Annotated in this window: 26 protein-coding genes and 3 tRNA genes; 13 read left to right on the top strand and 16 right to left on the bottom strand. The window is 61.1% G+C overall.

Annotated elements, in window-relative coordinates:
• Positions 1-2 precede the first annotated feature (2 nt).
• From ACR0NY_RS08480 to ACR0NY_RS08470, 3 genes are all read right to left on the bottom strand, one after another.
• Positions 3-1,034 (bottom strand): branched-chain amino acid ABC transporter permease, encoded by a 1,032-nt coding sequence (locus ACR0NY_RS08480; protein ID WP_093964814.1) that lies wholly within the window; start codon positions 1,032-1,034, stop codon positions 3-5.
• 104 nt (positions 1,035-1,138) lie between these two features.
• Positions 1,139-2,485 carry a substrate-binding protein gene (locus ACR0NY_RS08475; RefSeq protein WP_093964815.1) on the bottom strand — a complete coding sequence of 449 codons (1,347 nt, stop codon included), beginning with the start codon at positions 2,483-2,485 and terminating at the stop codon, positions 1,139-1,141.
• Positions 2,486-2,915: 430 nt separating this feature from the next.
• Positions 2,916-2,999: transfer RNA gene (locus tag ACR0NY_RS08470), tRNA-Tyr, on the bottom strand.
• A gap of 116 nt (positions 3,000-3,115) precedes the next feature.
• On the opposite strand from ACR0NY_RS08470, the gene rlmB reads away from it, so the two are divergent.
• The 3 genes from rlmB (at position 3,116) to ACR0NY_RS08455 (ending at position 5,406) form a co-directional block, all read left to right on the top strand.
• Positions 3,116-3,889: a 23S rRNA (guanosine(2251)-2'-O)-methyltransferase RlmB gene (gene rlmB, locus ACR0NY_RS08465; protein WP_170340253.1), complete on the top strand. Its 774-nt coding sequence runs from the start codon at positions 3,116-3,118 to the stop codon at positions 3,887-3,889.
• A 392-nt stretch (positions 3,890-4,281) separates the two neighbouring features.
• Positions 4,282-4,734, top strand: coding sequence for a YHS domain-containing (seleno)protein (locus tag ACR0NY_RS08460; protein ID WP_170365708.1), 453 nt, complete (start codon positions 4,282-4,284; stop codon positions 4,732-4,734).
• Positions 4,735-4,935: 201 nt separating this feature from the next.
• On the top strand, positions 4,936-5,406 hold the full coding sequence (locus ACR0NY_RS08455; RefSeq protein ID WP_170368127.1) for a CoA-binding protein: 471 nt from the start codon (positions 4,936-4,938) through the stop codon (positions 5,404-5,406).
• A gap of 4 nt (positions 5,407-5,410) precedes the next feature.
• Here the strand turns inward: ACR0NY_RS08455 and ACR0NY_RS08450 are convergent, their stop codons facing one another.
• From ACR0NY_RS08450 to hisF, 3 genes are all read right to left on the bottom strand, one after another.
• Complete coding sequence (locus ACR0NY_RS08450; protein ID WP_170368128.1) at positions 5,411-5,986, bottom strand: hypothetical protein; 576 nt, start codon at positions 5,984-5,986, stop codon at positions 5,411-5,413.
• Positions 5,987-6,071: 85 nt separating this feature from the next.
• The gene (locus ACR0NY_RS08445; RefSeq protein WP_170368129.1) at positions 6,072-6,389 is read right to left on the bottom strand and encodes a phosphoribosyl-ATP diphosphatase; all 318 of its coding nucleotides are present in this window, start codon (positions 6,387-6,389) and stop codon (positions 6,072-6,074) included.
• On the bottom strand, positions 6,386-7,147 hold the full coding sequence (hisF, locus tag ACR0NY_RS08440; protein WP_170368130.1) for an imidazole glycerol phosphate synthase subunit HisF: 762 nt from the start codon (positions 7,145-7,147) through the stop codon (positions 6,386-6,388). The genes ACR0NY_RS08445 and hisF overlap by 4 nt, the downstream gene beginning before the upstream one ends.
• A gap of 117 nt (positions 7,148-7,264) precedes the next feature.
• Between hisF and ACR0NY_RS08435 the strand changes: the two genes are divergently transcribed.
• Positions 7,265-7,711, top strand: a complete 447-nt coding sequence (locus ACR0NY_RS08435; RefSeq protein WP_254432849.1) for a DUF302 domain-containing protein — start codon at positions 7,265-7,267, stop codon at positions 7,709-7,711.
• Positions 7,712-7,717: 6 nt separating this feature from the next.
• On the opposite strand, the gene ACR0NY_RS08430 is transcribed toward ACR0NY_RS08435, so the two are convergent.
• Together ACR0NY_RS08430 and hisA are read right to left on the bottom strand one after the other, a co-directional pair.
• Entirely contained in the window at positions 7,718-8,200 is a 483-nt protein-coding gene (locus ACR0NY_RS08430) for a DUF2867 domain-containing protein (RefSeq protein WP_170368131.1), read from the bottom strand.
• Positions 8,201-8,204: 4 nt separating this feature from the next.
• Positions 8,205-8,927 (bottom strand): 1-(5-phosphoribosyl)-5-[(5-phosphoribosylamino)methylideneamino]imidazole-4-carboxamide isomerase, encoded by a 723-nt coding sequence (gene hisA / locus ACR0NY_RS08425; RefSeq protein WP_170368132.1) that lies wholly within the window; start codon positions 8,925-8,927, stop codon positions 8,205-8,207.
• Positions 8,928-9,062: 135 nt separating this feature from the next.
• Between hisA and ACR0NY_RS08420 the strand changes: the two genes are divergently transcribed.
• The gene (locus ACR0NY_RS08420) at positions 9,063-9,470 is read left to right on the top strand and encodes a DUF2147 domain-containing protein (RefSeq protein WP_005977442.1); all 408 of its coding nucleotides are present in this window, start codon (positions 9,063-9,065) and stop codon (positions 9,468-9,470) included.
• A 4-nt stretch (positions 9,471-9,474) separates the two neighbouring features.
• On the opposite strand, the gene hisH is transcribed toward ACR0NY_RS08420, so the two are convergent.
• Both hisH and hisB read right to left on the bottom strand, forming a co-directional pair.
• Positions 9,475-10,113 carry an imidazole glycerol phosphate synthase subunit HisH gene (gene hisH, locus ACR0NY_RS08415; RefSeq protein WP_170340265.1) on the bottom strand — a complete coding sequence of 213 codons (639 nt, stop codon included), beginning with the start codon at positions 10,111-10,113 and terminating at the stop codon, positions 9,475-9,477.
• Complete coding sequence (gene hisB, locus ACR0NY_RS08410; RefSeq protein WP_170340267.1) at positions 10,114-10,701, bottom strand: imidazoleglycerol-phosphate dehydratase HisB; 588 nt, start codon at positions 10,699-10,701, stop codon at positions 10,114-10,116.
• Between the two features lie 153 nt (positions 10,702-10,854).
• On the opposite strand from hisB, the gene ACR0NY_RS08405 reads away from it, so the two are divergent.
• Positions 10,855-11,094 carry an Lrp/AsnC family transcriptional regulator gene (locus ACR0NY_RS08405; protein ID WP_050602861.1) on the top strand — a complete coding sequence of 80 codons (240 nt, stop codon included), beginning with the start codon at positions 10,855-10,857 and terminating at the stop codon, positions 11,092-11,094.
• 3 nt (positions 11,095-11,097) lie between these two features.
• On the opposite strand, the gene ACR0NY_RS08400 is transcribed toward ACR0NY_RS08405, so the two are convergent.
• The 3 genes from ACR0NY_RS08400 to ACR0NY_RS08390 all read right to left on the bottom strand — a co-directional run bounded on the left by ACR0NY_RS08400 (position 11,098) and on the right by ACR0NY_RS08390 (position 12,233).
• Positions 11,098-11,961, bottom strand: a complete 864-nt coding sequence (locus ACR0NY_RS08400) for a GNAT family N-acetyltransferase (RefSeq protein WP_170368133.1) — start codon at positions 11,959-11,961, stop codon at positions 11,098-11,100.
• A gap of 88 nt (positions 11,962-12,049) precedes the next feature.
• Positions 12,050-12,124 (bottom strand) — tRNA-Gly (locus ACR0NY_RS08395).
• A 34-nt stretch (positions 12,125-12,158) separates the two neighbouring features.
• Positions 12,159-12,233, bottom strand: a tRNA-Gly gene (locus ACR0NY_RS08390).
• Between the two features lie 148 nt (positions 12,234-12,381).
• On the opposite strand from ACR0NY_RS08390, the gene ACR0NY_RS08385 reads away from it, so the two are divergent.
• Both ACR0NY_RS08385 and ACR0NY_RS08380 read left to right on the top strand, forming a co-directional pair.
• On the top strand, positions 12,382-12,534 hold the full coding sequence (locus ACR0NY_RS08385; RefSeq protein ID WP_170368134.1) for a hypothetical protein: 153 nt from the start codon (positions 12,382-12,384) through the stop codon (positions 12,532-12,534).
• A 123-nt stretch (positions 12,535-12,657) separates the two neighbouring features.
• Positions 12,658-13,626: a hypothetical protein gene (locus tag ACR0NY_RS08380; RefSeq protein ID WP_170367667.1), complete on the top strand. Its 969-nt coding sequence runs from the start codon at positions 12,658-12,660 to the stop codon at positions 13,624-13,626.
• A 62-nt stretch (positions 13,627-13,688) separates the two neighbouring features.
• Here the strand turns inward: ACR0NY_RS08380 and ACR0NY_RS08375 are convergent, their stop codons facing one another.
• Both ACR0NY_RS08375 and ACR0NY_RS08370 read right to left on the bottom strand, forming a co-directional pair.
• Entirely contained in the window at positions 13,689-17,126 is a 3,438-nt protein-coding gene (locus ACR0NY_RS08375; protein WP_170368135.1) for a pyruvate carboxylase, read from the bottom strand.
• Positions 17,127-17,246: 120 nt separating this feature from the next.
• The gene (locus tag ACR0NY_RS08370) at positions 17,247-18,407 is read right to left on the bottom strand and encodes an alpha-hydroxy acid oxidase (RefSeq protein WP_170368136.1); all 1,161 of its coding nucleotides are present in this window, start codon (positions 18,405-18,407) and stop codon (positions 17,247-17,249) included.
• 161 nt (positions 18,408-18,568) lie between these two features.
• On the opposite strand from ACR0NY_RS08370, the gene ACR0NY_RS08365 reads away from it, so the two are divergent.
• On the top strand, positions 18,569-20,902 hold the full coding sequence (locus ACR0NY_RS08365; RefSeq protein ID WP_170368137.1) for an ATP-dependent helicase: 2,334 nt from the start codon (positions 18,569-18,571) through the stop codon (positions 20,900-20,902).
• Between the two features lie 514 nt (positions 20,903-21,416).
• On the opposite strand, the gene ACR0NY_RS08360 is transcribed toward ACR0NY_RS08365, so the two are convergent.
• Positions 21,417-21,641 (bottom strand): DUF1127 domain-containing protein, encoded by a 225-nt coding sequence (locus ACR0NY_RS08360; protein WP_093964832.1) that lies wholly within the window; start codon positions 21,639-21,641, stop codon positions 21,417-21,419.
• Between the two features lie 917 nt (positions 21,642-22,558).
• Between ACR0NY_RS08360 and mraZ the strand changes: the two genes are divergently transcribed.
• From mraZ to ACR0NY_RS08340, 4 genes are read left to right on the top strand one after another with little or no spacing between them, the layout of a single operon-like run.
• Complete coding sequence (gene mraZ / locus ACR0NY_RS08355) at positions 22,559-23,062, top strand: division/cell wall cluster transcriptional repressor MraZ (RefSeq protein WP_093965061.1); 504 nt, start codon at positions 22,559-22,561, stop codon at positions 23,060-23,062.
• Positions 23,063-23,066: 4 nt separating this feature from the next.
• The gene (gene rsmH, locus ACR0NY_RS08350) at positions 23,067-24,062 is read left to right on the top strand and encodes a 16S rRNA (cytosine(1402)-N(4))-methyltransferase RsmH (RefSeq protein WP_170340544.1); all 996 of its coding nucleotides are present in this window, start codon (positions 23,067-23,069) and stop codon (positions 24,060-24,062) included.
• A complete protein-coding gene (gene ftsL, locus ACR0NY_RS08345; RefSeq protein ID WP_093964833.1) occupies positions 24,059-24,427 on the top strand; it encodes a cell division protein FtsL in 369 nt (122 codons plus the stop codon). Before rsmH ends, ftsL begins: the two co-directional genes overlap by 4 nt.
• Positions 24,424-26,211, top strand: coding sequence for a peptidoglycan D,D-transpeptidase FtsI family protein (locus ACR0NY_RS08340; protein ID WP_170368138.1), 1,788 nt, complete (start codon positions 24,424-24,426; stop codon positions 26,209-26,211). Before ftsL ends, ACR0NY_RS08340 begins: the two co-directional genes overlap by 4 nt.
• Positions 26,212-26,229: the final 18 nt, after the last annotated feature.

The raw sequence follows: 26,229 nt of genomic DNA, 5'->3' as shown, positions 1-26,229 counted from the left end.
GGTTATTCCTCCATCACGCCTTTGCGGCCCATCAGACCCCGCGGACGGGTCAGAAGAACGATGATGGCGACAAGGTAGATGATGATCTGGTTGATGCCCGGGATCGTGGTGGTCGCCCAGGTGGTCGAGGCAAAGCTTTCAAGGATGCCCAGCAGGAACCCGGCCAGAACCGCGCCGGGCAGCGAGCCCATTCCGCCGACCACGACAACCACGAAGCTGAGCACAAGGAAATCCATTCCCATGTGATAGTTGGGCGGGTTCAGCGGCCCGTACATCACGCCCGCGAGGCCAGCCACCGCGGCTGCGATGCCGAACATGATGGTGAACCGTCGGTCGATGTTGATGCCCAGAAGACCCACGGTTTCCCGGTCGGCCATTCCGGCGCGCACGACCATACCGAAGGTGGTGAACTGCAGGAACGAGAACACGCCCCCGATGATCACGACCGCGAACAGGAAATAGACCAGACGCCAGATCGGATAGATGATGGCATTCGGATCAAAGCCGAACGCCACGCCCAGATCGACCGACCCGCTCAGCGCCTCAGGCGGCGGGGTCTGGATCGGGTTGGCGCCGAAGAAATACTTGATGATCTCTTGCAGAACGATGGCCAGGCCGAAGGTCACAAGGATCTGATCTGCATGGGGACGCTTGTAGAAATGCTTGATCAGGCCGCGTTCCATCACGTAGCCGACCATCAGCATTATCGGGATCGCGAACAGGATGGCCAGTGGCACGGACCAGTCGATGATGGTGGCGCCCAGCTCGGGGCCGAACCAGCTTTCGACATAGGGGGTCTTCACCTTCAGCGGGTTGCCCAGAAAGTCTGTTTGGGTCTCGTCGACCACCTCGTAGCTGAGGTTGAAGATCTTCTGAAGCGTGACGGCACAGAAGGCGCCGATCATGAACAGCGCCCCGTGGGCGAAGTTCACCACGCCGAGCGTGCCGAAGATCAGCGTCAGCCCCAGCGCGATCAGCGCATAGGCCGAGCCCTTGTCCAGCCCGTTCAGAATTTGCAGTAGGATTGCGTCCATTGTCCTTACCTTTGACTGGTCCCGGCAGCTCTCCCCGGTCGTCTGACCGGAGAGAGCCGTTTTGAGGACTCAGGGGTTTTCTTGCGAAAAACCGAGTGTCGGGGTTACGCGCCCGGGTTGCACTTGCCCAGTTCGCCACCGGCGAACATCGGGTGATCCGGATCGTACTCGACCTGCGCCCGTGGAGTGATTTCGACGATCTCCAGCGTGTCATAGGCGTTGGTCGGGTTCTCGTTGCCGCGCACGACCAGCACATCCTTGAAGCACTGGTGGTCGGCACCGCGATACCAGGTCGGGCCGTTGCCCAGACCGTCGAACTCGAAGTCCTCGAGAGCTTCGACCACGCCGCACGGGTTGAAGGTGCCTGCGCGCTCGCACGCATCCGCGTACAGCAGCACCTGGGCATAGCAGGTCTGGGCCGAGTTCGACGGCGGCTTGCCGTACTTCTCGCCGAAGGATTTCACGAAGGCCTTGGTGCCCTCATCCTGCAGCTGCCAGTTCCAGTTCATCGAACCCAGAACGCCTTTGATGTTCTCGCCGGCGCCGGCGGCCATCAGTTCCGAGTACAGCGGAACGACGATCTTGAAGTCCTTGCCGTTCACGACCTTGTCAAGCAGGCCGAACTGGATCGCGTTGGTCAGCGAGTTGACCATGTTGCCGCCGTAGTGGTTCAGAACCAGCACGTCTGCGCCCGAGTTCAGAACCGGCGCGATGTAGGACGAGAAGTCGGTCGAGGCCAGCGGGGTCTTGACGGTGTTGACCGTCTCCCAGCCCATCGCCTCGGTCGACGCCACGATCGACTCTTCCTGGGTCCAGCCCCAGTTGTAGTCGGCGGTCAGGTGATAGGCGCGGCGTTCGGTACCCATCTCCTTGGCCAGCACCGGCGCCAGAGCGGCACCCGACATGTAGGCGTTGAAGAAGTGACGGAAGCCGTTCGCCTTCTTGTCCTTGCCGGTAGTGTCGTTGGCGTGCGTCAGGCCGGCCATGAAGATCACGCCCGCCTCCTGGCAGAGGCCCTGAACCGCAACGGCCACGCCCGAGGACGAACCGCCGTTGATCATGATCGCGCCGTCTTTTTCGATCATCGACTTGGCCGATGCACGGGCGGCGTCGGACTTGGTCTGCGTGTCGCCGGTGACGAACTCGACCTTCTTGCCCAGGATGCCGTTCCCCTTCAGCGCCTTGGACGTGAAGGTGTTCAGGCAGCCGCCGTCGCCTTCGCCATTCAGATGCTCGACCGCCAGCTGCTGTGCCAGCAGTTCGTCATTGCCTTCTTCGGCATAGGGACCGGTCTGCGGCACGTTGAAGCCCAGCGTGACTGATCCGCCAGTGGGTTCGTTGGTATAGGCCGCGGCCGACGAGGCCGTGAAGATCGTCGGCAATGCCAGACCGGCGCTTGTGACGGCACCAGACTTCAGCACGCCGCGACGCGTGACAGATTTGTTTGACATGAATTCCTCCCAATTAGCAGGCTACGCCCTCGGGCTCCTCTTCCGTCGGGTAAAACGCAACCTGCGCAGGGCAAGTATGAGGGGCAGAATGAAAATTCCCCAACAAGTCCCTAGAAATGAAATATTATTTTGTAAATTCTTGAACTCTTATATTTATGGAATTGTAAATTTTTGGAATTTGAAGCAGCTAAGCTGCTCATTGGAAAGGATGAGTCAGAAAATCCCGTTTCGATACGAGCATTGGGTGTCGGGACGCAACCGCCATTCCCAAGCCGTCCGATGTCCGGCCGTTGATGCTCGGGGCATCGCATGATCTCCGGGCACTCAACCTTTGCCTGAATTTCCTTGCAGAATCGAGGGCAAGCGCAAGGGACCACCCGGACAAACCCGGTGTGCGCCATCTATCTGCGTTCTGATTTGCGGAAGAAGATGGTGGGCGACCCTGGAATCGAACCAGGCGTGCGTCTCCGCGAGGGAGTTACAGTCCCCTGCCACACCTTGCGGCCTGTCGCCCACTGTCAGGCGTTGCACCTGACGTGGAGGCGTGATTACTAGCGCTCAAAAGGAGCGTCAACAGGAAAATTCCGCTTTGGCGCAGGAAACATTGTTCCCGGCCCGGAGGCCAGTAAAATGAAGAAACCGAAGTGGGTGATTGAGAAAGAGCAGGCGCGCAAAGCGGCGACTTCCGAAACCGTCTGGTTGTTCGGATTGCACGCCGTGCGTGATGCGTTGATGAACCCCAAACGGCAGAAACTGCGCCTGATCGTGACCCGCAACGCACAGGACAAGCTGGCGGATGCGATCGCGGAATCCGGCATGCAGGCTGAACTCGTCGATCCGCGAAAATTCAACGCGCCAATCGACCCGGGCTCGGTGCACCAAGGCGCGGCGCTTGAAGTCAAGCCGCTGGAGTGGGGCGGTCTGGCCGAGAATTGCATCGGGCGCGAAAACCCTCGGGTGCTGCTGTTGGACCGCGTGACCGATCCGCACAATGTGGGCGCGATCCTGCGCTCGGCCGAGGTTCTGGGCGCCAGCGCGGTCATCGGCACGCGCCACCACTCGGCGCCGGAAACCGGTGCGCTGGCCAAGACCGCCAGCGGTGCGTTGGAGCGCCAACCCTATCTGCGGGTGCGAAACCTGGCTGACGCGATCGTCGAGTTGCAGAATATGGGATTCCTCGTTCTGGGCCTGGATGGTGAGGCCGATCAGACCATCGAGGCAACTTTGGACGGCAAGCGCGATCGTCCGGTTGCGCTGGTTCTGGGCGCCGAGGGGCCGGGATTGCGGCAAAAGACCAAGGAAACGGTGGATATGCTTGTCAAAATTGACGCAGCGGGCGGTTTCGGATCCCTGAACGTCTCAAATGCCGCGGCGATTGCCCTATATGCTTCTCAGCCGCATTGAGAGGAGAGACCCATTCCCGCCCCGTCCAAGATTGCTACGTGCTGCTACTGCGGCACCCGCGCGGCGCTGGTCCTCACGGGTCGCCAGCGGCACGAACTTAGCTGTTCCAGTTGCGGTGCCCCGCTGCATAACCTGAAGATGATCCCTGTCAAAAAGGCTTCAGATCCACAGCCGCGACACAGCATTCCGATGCAAAAGCCCAAAAAGAAGAGCTACAAGAAAAGGAAAAAAGGCCTTTTCTCGCGCGTTCTGGACGAAGCTTGGGATGTGATCGAGGACGTGTTCGACTGAGCCCTTTCCGACACGACCCTTCACAACTGCGTCAAATGGGTTTCGCGGCGCGTCAAAAGTTGCATCTTATAGTGTCTGTAAAACACAACCCGTGAAATCTGATGCTATCCCGACGATCCGTACTTGCCGGTCTTACCTTTTCAATCGCTTGTCCGCTGACATTGCGGGCGCAGACCGCCCCGGTCTTCTATTCCGCAAAAGGTGCGGCCATTACCGGTTATGACGCGGTCAGCTATTTTCGAGATGGCGGCCCGGTTCAAGGGCGACCCGACATTGCGGTGATGTGGAAGGGCGCTACCTGGCGGTTTGCCTCGCAGGAGAACCGAGAGGCGTTCGAACTTAATCCGCGTGCCTACGCGCCGAGGTTCGGCGGATATTGCGCCTATGCCATGGCCTATGGCGAGCTGACCAGCACGGACCCGATGGCGTGGAAAATCGTGGGCGGCAGGCTGTATCTGACGCATTCCCTCGAGATCGAAAAGATGTGGCTGACGGACACGACCGGCTTTATCCAGAAGGCCGAGAAGAACTGGCCGGCGATCCTATACGGTTGACAGGCGAATTCCCGCTTATCCGCTCGTGTCATCACAAAAATGCGCGCGGCCTCTTTTTTTTCCGAAACTCGTGCCTAAATGTCACGGTGACCGCGGAACGGAACTGCCGCGGGTCATTTCACTGTCCCTCGTTCCAACAACTGGCGCCCAAGGTATACTTGGGCGCTTTTTTCTTTTCCAAGTCACGGCTAGGCTGCAGCCATGACCGACTATTCCGATGACTTCCTCAGATCCGTCCTGAAACGCACCAAGGTGGTTGCGGTCGTTGGCGTGTCGATGAACCCAGTACGGCCCAGCTACTATGTTGCGCGCTACTTGTCGCTCAAGGGGTACAGGGTGATTCCGGTCAATCCCGGCCATGCCGGAGCCGATCTTTTTGGTGAAACCGTTCGGGCTTCGTTGTCCGAAATCAGTGAACCCGTTGACATGGTGGATATTTTTCGCAGGTCCGAAGCCGTTCCTCCGATCGTGGACGAGGCGTTGGCTGCATTTCCCGACCTGCGCACGATCTGGATGCAGATCGGAGTCGAAAACGCCGAGGCCGCCGCGGTGGCGCAGGCGCGCGGTGTCGATGTCGTCATGAATCGCTGCCCCAAGATTGAATATCAGCGCCTGCTCGGCGAGCTGCGCATGGGCGGGTTCGCCACCGGCATCATCTCATCAAAACTCTGACGGTTCAGTTCACCGCGACGGAGTTCATTTCCGCAATTTGCTCTTGCCGCCGTTTCTCCAGCACGATGTCGCGCGGGACCCATTCATAGCGCGTGTCCTCGCGCAAAGGACTCCAAAACAGGACCCCTCCATAGCGCCACGGGTCCAAAACGACACCGTCGTACATCGAATCACCGCGTCGGCTAATTATTGCCGTGCTGTGATCGATTCGGAACGGGTTGTCAGCGTTGGCGATCGCGCGGTGCAGGGTCAGCGTGCGAAAGTTCTCCTGCTTCAAGCGCCGTTCGATGTCCTCGGCCCAGTGCCAGCACAGCCCTCGCGGGCGCAGCCCTTTGTTGACCTTGGCGTTGTGGATGAGAGGGGGATCGGTGATCTGGTATTCCTGCGCCAGTTTCGCGGTATAGGCATAGGTGACGCGGGCCGCGCGCCGGGCTTCTTCCGGGTCGACCTCGGGCCCCAGCGCTTGGATCTGGGCTGCAAGCCGTGCGACGTCGTCGCTGCGGGCGGGCGGCGCGGATGAGCATGCGCCGAGCCCCAGAATAACCAGCGTCGTCAGTGCCCAGATCATGGGTTTGAACATGCCTGCCTCCCTTGTCGCCCCTGCGCCCGACAGGCGCTTCGGTCAACCAGTATATGGTGCGGACGCTATTGGTGAAAGCCGGGTGTCAGCCCCGGTCGCGCGCGGCCTTTTCGGCGATGCCGCTGGTGCCCTGCCGCCTGGTAAGCTCGGCCAGAACGTCATCCAGCGCTACGTCGCGCGCGGCCAGCATGACCAGCAGGTGATACAGCACGTCGGCGGCCTCGGATGTCAGCCGGTCGCGGTCACCCTTCACGGCTTCGATGATCGCCTCCACGGCTTCCTCGCCGAACTTCTCGGCGCATTTCTCGGGGCCCTTGGACAGCAGGTTGGCGGTCCAGCTGGAGTCGGGGTCCGCGCCCTTGCGGGATGCGATCGTGGCGGCCAGATCGTGCAGTATGCTCATGTCAGCCTCATGGGGATGCCCGTAGCGGCCATGTGTTCCTTGGCATCGCGGATCGTGTATTCGCCGAAGTGAAAGATCGAGGCCGCAAGCACCGCGCTGGCTCCGCCTTCGGTCACGCCTTCGACCAAGTGGTCCAGATTGCCCACGCCGCCCGAGGCGATAACCGGCACGTCGACCGCGTCCGAGATCGCGCGGGTGAGTGGAATGTTGAACCCCGCCTTGGTGCCGTCGCGGTCCATCGAGGTCAGAAGAATCTCACCCGCGCCCCTGGCGACGACGGTCTTGGCAAATTCAACAGCGTCGATGCCGGTGGGTTTGCGTCCGCCGTGGGTGAAGATCTCCCATTTGCCGGGGCTGACGGTTTTGGCGTCGATGGCGCAGACAATGCACTGGCTGCCGAACTGGTCGGCAGCTTCGGCGATCACGTCGGGGTTGGCCACGGCGGCCGAGTTGAAGCTGACCTTGTCGGCCCCGGCCAGCAGCAGCGCACGCACGTCATCCTTGGTGCGGACACCGCCACCCACCGTCAGCGGTACGAAGCACTGCTCGGCCGTGCGCTGAACCACGTCGAACATGGTGCCGCGGTTTTCATGGGTGGCGTGGATGTCGAGAAAGCAGATCTCGTCAGCGCCGGCGGCGTCATAGGCCTTGGCCGATTCCACCGGATCGCCCGCGTCGCGCAGGCCCACGAAATTCACGCCCTTGACCACGCGGCCATCGGCGACATCCAGACAGGGAATGATGCGGGTTTTCAGCATGGTTTGTCCTTTGTTGCCGCACCTGTACCGGCAAAGCCCCGCCGATGCCAGAGTTGTGATTGTCCTGCGCCCGGAACCTCGTGAAACTGAAGCGGATTTCAGCAGGAGGTGAAAACCATGCGCAACTTGTTTCTTGCAACCGCTTTCATTCTGTCCGGTGCGACTTGGGCGATGGCTGACGACATCATCAAGGTCCCGACCGACAAGTCCGTGACCGAGGCCATCGACGCGCTGCAGGCTGCCGTCGAAAATGCAGGCGCGACCGTATTTGCCCGCGTTGACCACGCGGCCGGTGCGCATAAGGTCGACATGACGATACCGCCCAATCAGGTGTTGATCTTCGGAAACCCGGCCCTGGGAACGCCCGCCATGCAGATCGATCCCCGCGCGGGATTATTCCTTCCGCTCAAGGTGCAAGCCTATGAGGATGCCGACGGCCAGGTCTGGTTGGTGTACGAGGATCCCAAGGAAACCATGGACGAGCTTGATGCGGTGGAAAAATCCCCCGTAATCGACAAGATGCGCGGTGCGTTGAACAAGCTGACGAGTGCCGCAGCCAACTGATCGGCGTCATACCTGAGAAGCGCGCGCGATCCGTTTCATGCAATTGCGCACGATCAGAATGTGAAAGGGCATGATCACCGTCAGATAGATACGCCCCAAACGATTGTGAGGCCGCACCCAGGTTGCCATGACTATGCGGTCTTTGTCGCGATGCACGGCGATGCGGAAATCCAGATGGCGGTCATCGATTCCCACGATGACCTCTGTCTCATCCCTGTAGGTTACGGGAAAAATCGCGCCGGTGCCTGCGTCGGGCGAGCCATTGTCGGTGTTCAGGTGCTTGCCGTCCTTCAAACCGAATGGGGCAACGATTGCGTTCCGGATCCCCATCAGGATCTTCACCCACCCCGGCATGTTCAGACCGATTTTCATTGCGTCAAACGGCGCAAGGTCGCTTTGGACCGAGTACCCGTCAACAAAATCACCCGGAGTGAACAGCGACCACAATTCAGACTGCTCAGGCAGAACCTGTTTGCGGACCGCTTGCAATATCCTAACCCTTCAAAGCCGCCAAGGCTTCGCGCAGATCCAGCGCGCCGTCATAGAGCGCGCGGCCTGAAATCGCGCCGTTCAGGTTTGCCCCGCAGTCGCGCAGGGCGATCAGGTCGTCCAGCGAGCTGACTCCGCCGCTGGCGATCACCGGGATCGAGACTGCCCGGGCCAGATCGGCCGTGGCCTCGACATTGGGGCCTTGCATCGCGCCGTCGCGGTTGATGTCGGTGTAGATGATCGCCGCCACGCCCGCGTCTTCGAACCTGCGCGCCAGGTCGGTCACCATCACGTCGGTTTCCTCGGCCCAGCCCTTGGTGGCGACACGTCCGTTGCGCGCGTCGATGCCGACGGCGACCTGGCCGGGAAAGGCCTTGGCTGCCTGACGGACCAGATCGGGGTTTTCCACCGCAACCGTGCCCAGAATCACCCGGGCCAGCCCTTTGTCCAGCCAGGTCTCGATAGTGGCCATGTCGCGGATGCCGCCGCCCAGCTGGGCCGGCACGTCGCAGGACTTCAGGATCGCCTCGACCGGGGCGGCGTTCACGGGTTCCCCCGCGAAAGCGCCGTTCAGGTCCACCAGATGCAGCCATTCGCAGCCGGCTTCGACAAAGGCGCGAGCCTGGGCGGCGGGGTCTTCGTTGAAGACCGTGACCTTGTCCATCTCGCCGCGCAGAAGGCGCACGGCCTGGCCGTCTTTCAGGTCGATAGCAGGGTAGAGGATCATGTCGGGCGGCCTTTTCGTGACTGGTACTGGCGCGGGATATGGCACAGGCGGGGCAGGGGATGCAACGCGACGCAAAGTCAATCTTGCCCGAACCAGTGCCGGCGGTCAGACTGGCTGCAAATCAGGGAGGATACCATGAACAAACTTGCTCTGGCCGCTGCGGCGGCACTTGTCACCTTGGCCACCGGCGCACGGGCGGATGACCCGGTCGACGGGCTTTGGAAAACCCAGCCGGGCGATACCGGCGGATATCTGCACGTCTCGATCGGGCCTTGCGGCAGCGCCGTTTGCGGCACCATCGACAGCGCCTTCGACAAGGACGGAAACCAGCAGCTGGATTACGAGAATCTTGGCAAGAAGATCATCTGGGACATGGTCGCGGATGGCGGCGGCAGCTATAGCGGCGGCAAGATCTGGGCGCCGGACCGGGACAAGACCTACAATTCCAAGATGTCGCTTGACGGTCAGAACAAGCTGACGGTCAAGGGTTGCGTCGCGGGCGGCCTGATCTGCCGCGGCCAGGCCTGGACCCGCGTGCAGTAACCGGTCAGGGGGCCCAGGTCAGGAAGTTTCCGATCATCCGCAGGCCCACATCCTGGCTTTTTTCAGGGTGAAACTGCATTCCGATCATCGTGTCGCGGCCGATCACGGCCGTGACCGGCCCGCCATAGTCCACATGGGCCAGACGTTGCGCCGGATCGGCGACGCGGAAATGGTAGGAGTGGACAAAATAAACGTGATCGCCTGAGGTAACGCCGTTGAACACCGGGTGCTCGCTCTCGATCACCAGATCGTTCCACCCCATATGCGGAACCTTTAGCGCCCGGTCTTCGGGCTCGATCCGCACCACGTCTCCGGTCACCCAATTCAGGCCCGGCGTGTCGGTATATTCGCGGCCCGTGGTTGCCATCAGCTGCATGCCGACGCAGATGCCCAGGAACGGGCGGCCCTTCTGCTCGACCGCTTCGACCATCGCATCGTGGATGCCCTTGTGCCCGCGCAGCTCGGCCGCGCAGGCGGGAAAGGCGCCGTCGCCGGGCAGCACCAGTCGGTCGGCGCGCGCGACGACGTCGGCATCCGAGGTCACGACGACCTCGCCCGCGTCCAGCTCGCGCGCCATGCGTTGAAACGCCTTTTCCGCCGAGTGCAGGTTGCCGCTTTCGTAGTCGATGATCGCGGTCAGCATCTAGAGCGCGCCCTTGGTGGACGGTATCGCATCCGCTTTGCGCGGGTCGGTCTCGACCGCCTGGCGCAGGGCGCGGGCGACGGCCTTGAAGGCGGCCTCGGCGATGTGGTGGCTGTTGAAACCGTGCAACTGGTCGATATGCAGAGTGATGCCGCCATGGGTGGCCAGCGCTTGGAAGAACTCGCGCACCAACTCGGTGTCGAAACTGCCGATCTTGGGCGTCGGCAGATCCACGTTCCACACCAGAAACGGTCGGCCCGACAAGTCCAGCGCGCAGCGCACCTGCGCATCGTCCATCGGCAGATGGCACTCGCCATACCGACGGATGCCTTTTTTGTCCCCCAGCGCCTGCGTCAGCGCCTGACCCAGCGCGATGCCGGTGTCTTCGACCGTGTGGTGATCGTCGATGTGATAGTCGCCTTTGGCCCGGATCGTCATGTCGATCAGCGAATGCCGCGCCAACTGGTCCAGCATGTGATCGAAGAACCCCACACCGGTCTGGTTGTCATAGGTGCCGGTGCCGTCGAGGTTGACCTCGACCGTAATCGCGGTCTCGGCGGTCTTGCGGCTGATCGAAGCTGTGCGCATTGGCGAAATCCTCTTGCTACAGGGGCGCTTATAGACGGGGACGGGCGGCCTTATCCAGCCCGATCGTTGCAATCGCAGCAAACTGTTGCAGGGGATTGCGCCCGGGCGTGGGGCGTGCCAGCCTGCGCCAAACGGAAGCAACAAGGCCACGAAATGTCCACCTGCGTTTTCATCCAGATCCGCTGCAAGCCCGGCACCACCTACAAGGTGGCCGAAGAGATCGCTCTGCGCGAAATCCACTCGGAACTCTACTCCACCAGCGGTGAATATGATCTGCTGCTCAAGCTTTACATCCCCGAAACCGAGGATGTGGGCCATTTCATTAACGAACACCTTCTGGTCATTCCGAACATCGAGCGGTCGTTGACGACAATGACCTTCAAGGCGTTCTAAGGCTCAGCCAAGTTCGAACGTCGTCACGCCGAACACTCGGTTCAGGTCGATATCCGGCTCGTGGTCGGAATACATGCGCGCGGTTTCAAAGACTTTTTCCAAACCCAAAGCGTCAGCCAGTGCAAAGGCCGCCGCGTTGGGCTGTGGCATGTCGACATAGACCTCAGAGCTGCGGTGATCAGCGGGAACTTCGGCCAGAACCGCAGCCAAAAGCGCCAGCGCGATGTCCGGATCGTCGGCGAACAGTGGCCCTACCTTGTAGCCATTCAGGCAGGGGCGCAAAGTTGCATATCCGGCGATGCGACCTTTCTGGATACAAACACGCGAGACGTGGCCCGGTGCGCTCAGCCACTCCGTCAGAAAGGCATCCCGATGCGCGGGGAACAGGGCACGGTCATAGATGCGAAGGTCTTCGGACAGGCCACCGAGGGGCGCAACCTCGATACTGGTCTTGGGTAGGCTGGAGAGGGTGCCTGACACTGTGCCGGAGAACCGATAATTGTTGTAGGCGAAGACAAAGCCCGACTTGCGGTAGTTGTCCTGTTGTTCGACCACCCCGTCCAAACCCATGTTTCGCCCCGTACAATGCGCCAGGGCGTGCTGGGCGATTTCCAGACCATGACCGGATCCGCGAAACTCGGGCCGCACGATATAGAAACCCAGAAACGAAAACGCGTCGTCGTAGTTCACGGCTGAAACCGAGGCGATCATCTCGCCATCCAGAAACCCGCCCAGAAATCCGTCGGGGTCGGTCGAGCGAAAACAGATTGCGTCCTCATGACCCGGATTCCAACCCTCGCGTCCGGCCCAATCCACTGCGTGGCGCAGTTCTTCGGCGGTCAGCGTACGGATTTGGTAGTCTGACATCGGGGCATCCATCTGATTGCTGCATGTCAGAACAGAATGGCGCAGGACCGACCGATCCGCCAGTGCTTGTTGTGGGAAGGTGGATATCTGGAGCGGGCGATGAGATTCGAACTCACGACCCTAACCTTGGCAAGGTTATGCTCTACCCCTGAGCTACGCCCGCAATCAGATATCTTGTGCGACCTTTCGGTCCTCGTTGGAGCGGGCGATGAGATTCGAACTCACGACCCTAACCTTGGCAAGGTTATGCTCTACCCCTGAGCTACGCCCGCGCCGTCGAGTGAGGCGTGAACTATAAATTCTGGCGGTAAGCTGCAAGAGGAAAAACGCACTTGGCCGGAAAAAATTTTGCGACGGAACAGGTGTGCTGAGCCGTTGAAACCTACAGCCACGGGTATTGACAATGGTGGAGACGGAGGGATGAACAAGGTTGAGAACATAAAACTGACTGCGTTGGTCGCAGCCATGCTTCTGAGCCTCTTTGCAGGTCAGTTGAGAAACGAGCAAGCCTATGAAGTTAATGATATTTTCAAACTGCCGCCCGAGGTCAATTCTCTCGAACTAAGTGGGTGACAGCGGTTTCGTTCGAAGGCCAAATTTTGCCGTATTCGACAACTAGTATATGCATAATGCGAAATTTCTGCTCAAACTTGTGCCGGTTGGCGCAAGTATTTGGATACCTAAAAGGGGATTGGCATGCATTGGTTTATTTCCATGTCACGGGTTGTGGCGACATCTTTGTTGCTGACCGGGGCAGTTAGCTTCGTTGCGGTGTTGGCTACGCCAGATATCGCCATAGCCAAGAACGGGAATGGCAATGGTGGCGGAAATGGTAACGGTGGTGGAAACGGAAATAGTAACGGTGGCGGCAACGGAAATGGCAAAAGCGCCGAAAAATCCAGTGCCAGCCTCGGAGGATCTGCGCGCAGCACGAAGGGTGGGTCCGGCCAGGGCAAGGGTTTTCTCGCCGGTCTCGGTCTCGCTAAACCAAAGGCACAACGAAAGAACACCAAAACTACATCTCGGACCAAAGGGCAGAACGGTTTTGCAGCCAAACTCGACGAATTCTTCACTGGAAAAAAGAAAGTCGAGAAGCCGATCCGTAAAGCGCGGGTAGCGGCGGCAGTTGTCGAGGAGCCGTATGTCAAACCAATCAAGCACGGCAAAATCGCGTCCGAGCTCAAGGGCTTGAATGCCGCGCACGCCAGCCAGACTGCCCTGATGAATGCGGCCCCGAACAGCATGCCGGGCAAGCTTTACAGCTATCAGCAGAGTATACTTGGTTTCTCTGGCGCGACAGAGGAGCTTGAAATGCGCGAACAGGAATTGTCCGAACTGGAAGGTCTGACCGAAGCGGAGATCGAGGACCAATTTGCGCCAACTGAAGAAGAAGCAGCCGAGGGCATCACCGCACAGGACAAATACGAGGATGCCGTGGCCGAAGCGGAGCAGGCTGTAACCGAAGCCGAAGAAGCCTTGGCAGTAGCGGACGATCCGCAGGAGGCACTGGATACTTTGACCGGCGGCCGCGACCTGTCCGATCCGGCTCTTCATGAACTGCACGATTTGTTGGGCTTGCCAGCGCCAATCGAGGAAGAGGTTTCGATTGACAGCACGCCGGAACAGTTGCCGCAACAGCCTGTCGCGGAGTCCAGCGACGGTTGAACTAGCCCGCTCGGATGAAAAAAGGCGCGCCTGATGGCGCGCCTTTCTGTGTTTTAACGGTTTTATTCCAACTCGACCAAAAGATCCTTGGCGTCGATCTGGCCGCCGGGCTGGACATGCACCGCCTTCACGGTGGCGTCGCGTTCGGCATGGATGCCGGTTTCCATCTTCATCGCCTCGATGGTTAGCAGAAGGTCGCCTTCTTTGACCTCTTGCCCGGCGGTGACGGCGACAGTCGAAACCACGCCCGGCATCGGCGCGCCGACATGGTTGGCGTTTCCGACCTCGGCCTTGGGGCGCTGTATGGTCGAGGCCTGGACCATCCGGTTGGGCACCCGGATCACGCGGGGCTGACCGTTCAGTTCGAAGAACACCTTCACTTCGCCCTTCTCGTCGGTCTCGCTGATCGCCTGGCACCGGATTTCCAGAGTTTTGCCGGGGTCGATCTCGGCCGAGATCTCCTCTCCCGGCTCCATGCCGTAGAAGAAGGTGCGGGTGGGCAGGGTGCGTACCGGGCCATAGATCCGGTGGCGGCCCATGTAGTCCAGGAACACCTTGGGATACATCAGGTATCCGTTGAGGTCTTCGTCATCGACCTCCTTGCCCTCCAGCAGTTTCGACAGCTCCGCGCGGGTGGCCTCCAGATCAACCGGAGGCACGTCTTTGCCCGGCCGTTCGGTGTTCGGCTTTTCGCCTTTCAGCACCTTGGTCACGATCGTCTCGGGGAAACCGCCCGGAGGCTGTCCCAGATTGCCGCGCATCATGTCGATGACCGAATCGGGGAAGGCCACGTCGGTCGAGGGATCCTCGACCTGCTCGCGCGTCAGGCCCTGGCTGACCATCATCAGCGCCATGTCACCCACCACTTTCGAGGACGGCGTCACCTTGACGATGTCACCGAACATCTGGTTCACATCCGCATACATCTGCGCGACTTCGTGCCAGCGTTCCTCCAGCCCCATCGAGCGCGCTTGCGCCTTGAGGTTGGTGAATTGGCCGCCCGGCATCTCGTGCAGATAGACCTCGGACGCCGGCGCCTGCAGTCCGGATTCGAAGGCGGCGTACTGGGCGCGCACGGCCTCGAAATAATCGCTGATCTCGCGGATCGCCTTGATGTCCAACCCGGTGTCGCGGTCGGTGTGGCGCAGGGCCTCGACCACCGTGCCCAGTGTCGCCTGGCTGGTATTGCCCGAGAAGCTGTCCATCGCGCAGTCCACCACGTCCACGCCCGCTTCGCTGGCCGCCAGGATGGTGGCGCTGGCGATGCCGGCGGTGTCGTGGGTGTGGAAGTGGATCGGCAGGCCGACTTCTTCCTTCAGCGCGCGGATCAGTACCCGCGCGGCGGCGGGTTTCAGCAGGCCGGCCATGTCCTTGAGGCCCAGAACATGGGCGCCGGCGTCGCGCAGCTCCTTGGCCATGCCGACATAGTATTTAAGGTCATATTTGGCGCGGTTCGGATCAAGGATATCGCCGGTATAGCAGACGGTACCTTCACAGATCTTGCCGTTCTCGATCACCGCGTCCATCGCCACGCGCATGTTCTTGACCCAGTTGAGCGAGTCGAACACCCGGAACACGTCGATATTCTGCGAGGCCTGGCGCACGAATTCCTGCACCACGTTGTCGGGATAGTTGGTATAGCCCACCCCGTTGGCGCCGCGCAGCAGCATCTGGGTCATCAGGTTGGGCATGGCCTCGCGCAGGTCGCGCAGGCGCTGCCAGGGGCATTCCTGCAGGAAACGATAGGCCACGTCGAAAGTCGCCCCGCCCCAGCATTCGACGCTGAACAGCTGCGGCAGGTTCGCGGCATAGCTGGGTGCCACGCGGATCATGTCGATCGAGCGCATGCGGGTGGCCAGCAGCGACTGGTGCCCGTCTCGCATGGTGGTGTCGGTAATCAGCAGCTGGCGCTGGGCCTTCATCCAGTCGGCCACGGCCTGCGGGCCCTTCTGTTCCAGCAGGTTGCGCGTGCCCATCAGCGGTTCGGCCTTGGGCGCGGGGGGCTTGGGTTCTTTCAGGTCGGCGCGCGGGCGCGGGCGATCCTTGGTCTCGGGGTGCCCGTTCACCGTGATGTCGGCGATGTAGGTCAGAACCTTGGTGCCCCGGTCGCGGCGCTTCTTGAACTGGAACAGCTCGGGCGTCTCGTCGATGAACTTGGTGGTGTATTCATTCGACAGGAAGGTCGGATGCTTCAGCAGGTTCTCGACAAAGGCGATGTTGGTTGAAACGCCGCGCACGCGGAACTCGCGCAGGGCGCGGTCCATGCGGGCGATCGCCTTTTCCGGAGTCGGCGCCCAGGCAGTGACTTTGGTCAGAAGCGAGTCGTAATACCGGGTGATCACCCCGCCCGCATAGGCCGTGCCACCATCCAGCCGGATGCCCATGCCCGTGGCCGAGCGATAGGCCGTGATGCGCCCATAGTCGGGGATGAAGTTGTTAAGCGGGTCTTCGGTGGTGACGCGCGTCTGCAGCGCGTGGCCGTTGAGGCGGATCTCGTCCTGGCTGTGCTTGCCGGTGGCCTCGGCCAGGGTCTTGCCCTCGGCGATCAGGATCTGCGCCTGCACGATGTCGATGCCGGTGACCTCTTCGGTCACGGTGTGTTCGACCTGGACGCGCGGGTTCACCTCGATGAAGTAGAACTTGCCGGTCTCCATATCCATCAGGAATTCGACCGTACCGGCGCATTCATAGTTCACGTGCGCGCAGATGCGGCGGCCTAGGTCGCAGATCTCGGCGCGTTGCTCTTCGGTCAGATAGGGGGCAGGGGCGCGTTCCACGACCTTCTGATTGCGGCGCTGGACCGAGCAGTCGCGTTCATACAGGTGATAGATCTGCCCATGCTTGTCGCCCAGGATCTGCACCTCGACATGGCGGGCGCGGGTGATCATCTTTTCCAGATAACCCTCACCGTTGCCAAATGCGGCCTCGGCCTCGCGACGGCCTTCCAGAACCTTTTCTTCGAGTTCGTCTTCGGAATAGATCGGGCGCATCCCGCGGCCGCCGCCGCCCCAGGACGCCTTGAGCATCAGCGGATAGCCGATCTCGGCCGCTTCCTTGCGGATCGCGTCCATGTCATCGCCCAGCACCTCGGTCGCCGGGATCACCGGCACACCGGCGGCAATTGCCACCTTGCGGGCGCTGGCCTTGTCGCCCAGGGCGCGCATGGTCTCGGCCTTGGGGCCGATGAAGGTGATGCCGTTCTGCACGCAGGCATCCACGAAATCGGGGTTTTCCGACAGCAGGCCATAGCCCGGGTGGATGGCGTCAGCGCCGCTTTCCTTGGCGACGCGGATGATCTCGTCGATGGACAGATAGGCCGCGACCGGGCCCAGACCCTCGCCGATGCGATACGCCTCGTCTGCCTTGAACCGGTGCAGGCCCAGCTTGTCCTCCTCGGCATAGACGGCAACGGTGCGTTTGCCCATCTCGTTCGCGGCGCGCATCACGCGAATGGCAATCTCACCCCTGTTGGCGATCAGGATTTTCTTGAAGTCAGTCATGGCAAGTCCCGGTCTTTTGCATTTGGCCGTGTTAATAGACCGAGATTACGCGCAGATATATCTGTAGTTCTGGGTAGAACCGGCATGTTATCGCTCGCAAACGCCGCCTATTGCGGCGTTTTATGGCACATGCTGCATCGCGGCATCAATGTTTGCGTTAACATCAGGCAAATCTTTTAGCGTTGCGGCACCCAATTGTCCCATATTTGCAAGCATATCTTGCCGCAACATATCGATGACATGGGCCGGGCCGCGCACGCCCAATGCTGCAACGCCATAGAGGAAAGCCCGCCCCAGCATGACCAGATCGGCGCCCAAGGCGCGCGCCCGCAGAATGTCCAGCCCGCCCGAAATCCCGCTGTCGAAGATCAGTGGCAGGTCGGTGGCGGCGCGGATGGCGGGCAGCATGTCGATGCTGGCCGGCGCGCCATCGAACTGGCGGCCGCCGTGATTCGACACCCACAGCGCGTCGATCCCGGCCTGTTTTAGCCGCTCGGCATCCTCGGGGCGCAGCACGCCCTTGATGATGAACGGACCCTGCCAGTGGTCGCGCAGCCACTTGACGTAATCCATGCCCGGAGAGGTCCTGAGCAGGTACCCGATATGCGCCGTGGGTGGCAGGTTGGCGGTGCCGTCGATATATTTGTCCAGCGTGCGCATCCGGGGCTTGCCCTGACGCGCCATGCCCCAGGCCCAGGCCGGGCGGGCGGCGATCTGCGCCAGCAGGCGCGGCGTCAGGCGCGGCGGATGGGTCAGGCCCGAGCGGGTCTGCCGTTCCCGGCGCGAGGCCACGGGCACATCGACCGTCAGCACCAGCGTGCCGAACCCAGCGGACCGGGCGCGGCTCAGCAGGTCGGCGCGAATCTCGGGGTTTTTGGGCGGGTACAACTGGAACCAGGCGTCGGGTCCGATATGCGGGGCCATGTCCTCGGGGCTTTGGCTGGCGACAGTGGACAGAACATAGGGAATGCCCGCCTGCGCGGCGGCGCGCGCCATCAGCGCCTCGGCCCCAGGCCAGACCAGCCCGCACATCCCGATCGGAGCCATGCCGAAGGGCAGCGGATGGTCGCGCCCCAGAAAGCGGGTGCTGGTGTCGAATTCCAGCGGGCCTTTCAGGATGGCGGGCAGAAACCCGATGCGGTCCAGCGCCGCCCGGTTGCGTTTCAGCGCGGTCTCGGCCCCGGTGCCGCTGTCGACATAGTCCCAGACAAAGCGCGGCAACCGACGGCGTGCGCGGCGCTTCAGATCCTCGATGCCCGGATAGGTGCTGTGCAGGTCCATGTCGATTGATCCGACCTGCCGCGCGATTCGGCAAGGGTTTCAGTCGGATGCAGCCTGCGCCTGACGGCTCAACCAGCGCTACGAAAGAAATTCGCAAAACCGTGCGAACAAGCCGTGAACAAACCCTTTCCCTCGGCGCGCTTCCGGCTTAGTTTGGGCGCATGAGCAGTTTCGATGAAAATGACGCCTTCGAAGGCGCCTCGCTGTCGGCCCGCGCCATGGCCGCGCTTCGGCCCGAGGCGGACTACTTGAATGAATTGAACCCGGCGCAGCGGGAAGCGGTCGAGCTGTTGGATGGCCCGATCCTGATGCTGGCCGGGGCGGGCACCGGCAAGACCAAGGCCCTGACCACCCGCATTGCGCATCTGCTGAACACCGGGCGGGCCCGCCCGAACGAGATCCTCGCCGTGACCTTCACCAACAAGGCCGCGCGCGAGATGAAGGAACGGGTCGGCCGCCTGCTGGGCCAGCCCGCCGAGGGGATGCCGTGGCTGGGCACCTTCCACTCGATCTGCGTCAAGCTGCTGCGCCGCCATGCGGAACTGGCGGGGCTGAAGTCGAACTTCACCATTCTGGATACCGACGACCAGTTGCGATTGCTCAAGCAGTTGGTGCAGGCCGCCAATATCGACGACAAGCGCTGGCCTGCGCGGATGCTGGCCGGCATCATCGACGACTGGAAGAACCGCGCCCTGACGCCCGACAAGGTGCCCACCGCCGATGCCGGGGCCTACAACAACAAGGGCGTCGAGCTTTACGCTCAATACCAGACCCGCCTGCGCGAGCTGAACGCGGTGGATTTCGGCGACCTGCTGTTGCACATGGTCACCATCTTCCAGACCCACGCGGACGTGCTGGAACAATACCAGCGCTGGTTCCGCTACATCCTTGTGGACGAATACCAGGACACCAACATCGCCCAATACCTGTGGCTGCGGCTGCTGGCGGGCGGGCACAAGAATATCTGCTGCGTGGGCGACGACGACCAGTCGATCTATGGCTGGCGCGGGGCTGAGGTGGGCAACATCCTGCGGTTCGAAAAAGACTTTCCCGGCGCCCATGTGGTGCGACTGGAACAGAACTACCGCTCGACCCCGCATATCCTCGCCGCCGCCTCGAACGTCATTCGCGGCAACGAAAGCCGTCTGGGCAAGGAGTTGTGGACCGACAAGCTCGAAGGCGAAAAGGTCCGCCTGATCGGCCATTGGGATGGCGAGGAAGAGGCCCGCTGGATCGGCGAGGAGATCGAGGCAATGACGGGAGGGACGCGTGGGATGCGTCCTTTTGGCCTTGGTGAAATTGGGATTCTTGTTCGGACAACCAATCAAATTGAAGCTTTTGCCGATCGCTTTATGTCGATTGGTCTGCCCTATCAAATAATCGGTCCAAGAGATGACGACAAATTGGAGCGGCGAGATGCGCACGCTTACTTGAAAGTTTTGGCCAGTCGGGACAATGATCTAGCTTTGGAGCGTATCTTGAATACCCCGAAACGAGGCCTCGGGGACAAAGCTAGACAAACAATTCAACAATGCGCTCGCTCCAACGGACTGAGTCTATTCGAAGGAGCGCGGCTTGCTGTCGAGACAAAGTTGCTGAAAGGAAAAGGCGCGGCAGAGCTACCAAAGCTGATTTCTGACTTGGACCGTTGGGCCAGCGTTGCCAGCCGCCAAGAGGTTCCGCTTCGGGAACTTGCGGAGATGGTTCTTGATGAGTCTGGCTACACGGAAATGTGGCAAAATGCCAAGACACCGGACGCAATCGGTCGGCTGGAGAACTTGAAATCGCTTATGGAGCGATTGGAAAAGTATGAAACACTGGTCGAGTATCTAGAATACCTAGAGCTTCGGGACGCCAACGACGCAGCGGACTCCTCTCAAAAAGTAACGATCATGACCCTGCACGCGGCCAAAGGGCTGGAGTTCCCGGCCGTGTTCCTGCCGGGCTGGGAGGATGGGCTGTTCCCCTCGCAACGCTCGATGGACGAATCCGGATTGAAAGGGCTCGAGGAAGAACGGCGGCTCGCCTATGTGGGAATCACCCGCGCCGAAGAGGTCTGCACCATTTCCTTCGCCGCCAACCGGCGGGTGTTCGGGCAGTGGCAGAACGCGATGCCTTCGCGTTTCATCGACGAATTGCCCGAGGACCATGTCGAGGTGCTGACGCCTCCGGGCCTCTATGGTGGCGGGCAGATGTCGGCAGGTATCGAGACCCGCGCGGCGCAGGCCAATGTCTACAACTCGCCCGGCTGGAAACGGATGCAGGCGCGGCAGGGGCAATATGGCATGTCGCAGCCGCGCGAATCCCGCAACACCGTGATCGACGCGACCGCCGTGGCCAGCTTCACGCTGGGCGAGCGGGTGTTCCACCAGAAGTTCGGCTATGGCGGCGTGGTCGGGATCGAAGGGGACAAGGTCGAGGTCGAGTTCGACAAGGCCGGAACAAAGAAGGTCGTCGCGCAGTATCTATCCGCAAAAGACGACGTTCCGTTCTGATCCAGCGGAATGTGCCCGCCGGCACATGCTCGATTTGTTGATTGGCGCCCGGTCCTGCCCGTGGTGCCTTTTTCATGCCCGAAAGAAATAAAACGGCGGTTCCCAGGGAGGAGGAGGGAACCGCCGTTCTTGTCAACATCAGAGCAGGGAGGAGGAGAGCCCCGATGTATCCGAACCCGGGTTTTCCCCGGTATCTGAAGCGCGCGGTGACACCAGGGAGGAGGAAGGGTGCCACCGCGCTCTTTTCACATCGGGAAGGGAGGAGGAGAACCCGATGTATGCGTTTCCGGGTCTGGCCCGGTATTCGAAGGGCGCGGTGGCATCAGGGAGGAGGAAGATGCCACCGCGCGCTTTCAACATCAGAGCAGGGAGGAGGAGAGCCCCGATGTATCAGCATCCGGCAGGTTGAGGCCGGTATAGGGTGCGGCAGCATCAGGGAGGAGGAGAGATGCTGCCGCTGAAATACAGGTCCTATGGGAGGAGGAGTGGACCTGATCTCGGTGTTTCGTGGCGCTCAGCGCGCGAATTGTTCTTCGGCGGCCTGCATGGCCAGGCGACGGATCATCGAACGGTGAAGGCCCAGATCGGCCAGCTCACGGTCCGACAGTTCCGACAGTTCGTTCACCGTCTGGCGGTACACGCGATAGCGTGCGATACGGGTTTTCATGGTTTCGATCAGAGAGGCGAAACCAAATGTCGATGCGCTCTTGTGTGCGCTGTTGGTGCTTGCGACTGCCATGTTCGTTACCCAATCATCTGTCGTTTCCGCCGCGATGTTCCGGCGCTTGCTTGAGACTGAAGATAGGCAAATGCTGCGATTGCACAATACCGGACAGGATCAATGCTGCTATGCAGCAAGTGCATAGATTGACTGCCGGAATCCAGACACCCGAAAATATGCCTTTAAAATATGGATATTTTCGTTAGCGCGAACTGCGGGGCATTGCTCGGGTCTGGCTGCCGCCCATCATTTTGATGAAAATTTGCGCGCGTAAACGTGGAATTTGTGCGGTTCAGGATTGCGCGATTTTTGTGCGTCTGGGTCAACTCCCGATTTGGGTGGGGTCATGGGACTTTGTGGGACTGGCGGGAATTGGTGGGAAATCCGGGGCGGTCTCTCCGGGGCTCGGCCAGGAACGCAGGGTGATTCGGCGCCATATGGCCGAATTAGTGGGGGTACTGGACGGACTCAGGGTCGTTCCGCAGAAAATGTGGGAAATCGTGGGAAAAATTTTCCAGCGCGATATTTGTCTATATGTTGTGTTGGATTGGTTTAGTGCGTCTAACTGTGGACGGATTTCATGTTTGCGTATGGATTTCTACTGCTGTAGCTTTCCGAATCTAACCTTATTGGAAAAAAATCTCATTGATTTCCATGAATTCCCATGGCATCCCTTATTCATCCGATGAGGACGAGGCACATGGGGCGCCAAACGACCCCGAACCAAAAATAAACAGGTTTCATACAGGCATCTCGCTTTCATCACTCAAGAGATCCGGCGCGCGGGCGAGCAGACATCCCCCCAGGTGGCGCGCGCAGCTGGACATCCCGCGAAGCGGGTCAATGCGGCGGGTTGATCAGTGGCAGCAGATCAACCCGCCGTTTTTCATCCGGGGGAAGACGTAGGTGGGGCGCAAGCGAAAGGGACAGTCGTCTTGGCGCGCAGGTTTAGAGGTGAAAGCCACCACAAGGTGGACGCGAAGGGCAGGGTGTCGATCCCGGCCTCGTTTCGCCGTGTGCTCGAGGCCTCGGACCCCAACTGGCAGCCTGGCGACAATCCTGAACTGGTAATCGTATACGGTGACCACCGCCGCAAATACCTTGAATGCTATACTATGGAGGCGATCGACGAGGTCGACGCCAAGATCGACGCGCTGCCGCGCGGCTCGATGCAGCGCAAGATGTTGCAGCGCCTGTTCCACGGGCAGTCTTTCCCGACCAACGTCGATGAAACCGGACGCCTGGTGTTGCCGGCCAAGCTGCGCAACAAGATCGGGCTGGAAGGCGAGGCGTTCTTCATCGCCGCGGGCGACACGTTCCAGATCTGGAAGCCCGAGACATACGAGGCCGAGGAACTGGCCGCCACCGAAGACTGGTTGGACGAACTGCCCGAGGATTTCGATCCGATGCAGTTCCTTGATGGCATCGAAGGTGCGTGACGGCATGGCCGGCGCGGATCACACTTCATCTGATAAACCCCACATTCCCGTTCTGCTGCGCCCGTTGCTGGACGCGGTTCATCCGGTATCTGGCACGTGGCTGGATGGCACCTTTGGTGCAGGCGGCTATACCCGGGGTTTGCTTGAGGCTGGCGCCGACACGGTTATCGGTGTCGATCGCGATCCGTTGGCCTTTGAAATGGCGGCGGAGTGGGCAGCCGTATATGGCGATCGGCTGGTGATGCAGCCGGGTGTCTTTTCTCGCATGGATGAATACGCCAGCAACCTCGATGGCGTGGTGCTGGACCTTGGTGTCTCGTCCATGCAGCTGGATCAGGCCGAGCGCGGCTTTTCCTTCATGAAGGACGGCCCACTGGACATGCGCATGAGCCAGGAGGGCGAAAGCGCAGCTGATCTGGTCAACAGCGCGACCGAGGAGCAGTTGGCCGACATCCTGTTCCACTATGGCGAAGAACGGGCCAGCCGCCGCATCGCGCGCGCCATCGTCAAGGCCCGCACCGAGTCGCCCATCACCACCACCCTGCGTCTGGCCGAGATCGTCGAATCCTGCCTGCCGCGCGCCAAGCCCGGACAATCCCATCCGGCAACTCGGTCGTTCCAGGCGCTCCGCATTGCGGTGAATGCCGAATACGAGGAGCTGTTCCAGGGCCTGATGGCCGCCGAGCGCGCGTTGAAGCCGGGCGGGCAATTGGCCGTGGTCACCTTCCACTCGGTCGAGGACCGAATGGTCAAACGCTTTTTCCAGTCGCGCGCGGGCAAGACCGGCCGTGCCAACCGCTATGCGCCCGAGATCCAGCAGGATCAGCCGCAATTCACATTGAAGACTCGCAAGGCCATCGGCCCCGACCCGCAGGAGTTGCAGGACAACCCGCGCGCGCGCTCGGCCAAGTTGCGGGTTGCTGTTCGTACCGATGCTCCGGCGGGGGAAATTGATGCCCGCGCCATTGGCATGCCCATGATCGGGGGAAAGGCAAGATGAAGAGTATTCTGTTTGTATTGACCGCCTTGGGTGTTTTCGGGCTCGCTTTGTGGGCCTATCAGGAAAACTACCGCACCCAACAGGTACTGAAGGAAACCCAGTCTCTGCAGCACCAGATCGGCGCGGCCCAGGCTCGGCTGGCTGTATTGCAGGCCGAATGGGCCTATCTGAACCGCCCCGACCGACTGCGTGAACTGGCCGACCTTAATTTCGAGCGTCTGGGCCTTCTGCCGCTGCGCGCCGAGCAATTCGGACGCGCTGACCAGATCGCCTATGCCGAGGATCCCGACCTGCCCATCGCCGACCCGATCGAACTGCAGGCGATCACGGACACCCAGGCCCTGGGCGAGGTGCAGATCCCATGACACGCACACCGCTCCGCCCGCTTGCCCGCATCCTTGAGGCCCGTGCCCGCGGGGAAAACCCCAAGGTGATTGAGCGCGAGAACATCCGCCGCCGCCACGAAGAGATGAAGGACCGCGCCCGCGCCCGCGCCGAAGGGCGGTTGCTAGTGCTCAGCGCGTTTTTCTTTGCGGCATTTGCCGTTGTCGGGTTCCGGATGGGCGCTTTGGCTACTTCGGAGGCGCAAGAACCGCTGGCGAGCGCCCCGGGCGCGTCGATTGCCATGCAGCGGGCGAATATCGTGGACCGCGAAGGCCGAATCCTTGCGACGAACCTTGATACCTATTCCGTTTATGCCCAGCCTCCGCTGATGATCGACCCGATCGCGGCCGCGGAAAAGCTGGTGGCGATCTTCCCGGATCTGGACAAAGAGCGGTTGGTCAAGGACTTCACCGGCAAGCGCAAATTCCTGTGGATCAAAAAGCGTATCTCGCCCGAGCAGAAGCAGGCAGTGCACGACATCGGCGATCCGGGCATCCTGTTTGGCCCGCGCGAAATGCGGCTCTATCCCAACGGCCGGCTGGCCGCGCATATCCTAGGTGGCTCCGGCTTTGGGCGCGAAGGCGTCTCGGCCGCCGAGGTGATCGGTGTGGCCGGGGTGGAAAAACAGTTCGACGATTATCTGCGCGATCCCGCCAACGGAACCAAGCCGCTGCAGCTGTCGCTGGACCTGACCGTTCAGGCGGCGGTCGAGCAGGTGCTGGACGGCGGCATGAAGATTATGAACGCCAAAGGCGCCTCGGCGGTGCTGATGAACGCCCATACCGGCGAAGTGATTGCTGCCGCCTCGTTGCCATCGTTCGACCCGAACGACCGTCCGCGCCCGCCGACCTCGGGCTTTGACCCCTCGGACAGCCCGCTGTTCAACCGCTATGTGCAGGGGGTGTACGAACTGGGCTCGGTCTTCAAGATCTTCACCGCCGCGCAAGCGGTCGATCTGGGGCTGGTCAATGCCGACACGATCATCGACACCTCGGGGCCGATGAAGATCGGACGTTTCCCGATCGGCGAATTCAACGGCAAGAATTATGGCAAGATCAGCGTGGCCGATGTGATCGTGCACAGCTCGAACCGCGGCACCGGGCGGTTGGCGCTGCAGATCGGCGCCGAGCGCCAGCAGCAGTTCCTGAACGCGCTGGGCATGTTCGACCCCACGCCGTTCGAGATCGTCGAGGCCAAGGGTGGGGTGCCGCTCAAGCCCAAGAAGTGGGGTGAATTGAGCACCGTCACCATTTCCTACGGCCACGGCCTGTCGACCAGCCCGATGCATCTGGCGGCGGGCTATGCGGCCATCGCCAATGGCGGGCATTATGTCAGTCCCACGATCCTGCGCCGCAACGGCCCGCAATACGGGCCGCGCGTGATGTCGGAAAGCGCGGCCAAACAATCGTTGATGATGCTGCGCAAGGTGGTGACGGATGGAACCGCCAGCTTTGGTGACGTTCCGGGCTATGCCGTGGCCGGCAAAACTGGCACCGCCGACAAGCCCAAGCCGCGCGGCGGCTACTATGATGACAAGGTGATCGCCACCTTCGCTTCGGTTTTTCCGGCCTACGATCCGAAATATGTACTGATCGTTGCGCTGGACGAACCGTCGATCCTGGCCTACGGCGAAAAGCGCCGCACGGCAGGCTGGACGGCGGTGCCCGTGGCCGCCGAGTTGATCGGCCGCATCGCGCCGCTGCTGGGGCTGCGTCCGCGGCTTGAGCCTGAGGATCGCGCTGCTATAACGCTGACCTCGAATTAGGCAGTCCGACAGAGGTGG

Source organism: Ruegeria sp. BJ5, assembly GCF_056537865.1.
Note: the sequence above shows the minus strand (reverse complement) of the source record. Positions and strands in the feature narration are given on the sequence as shown.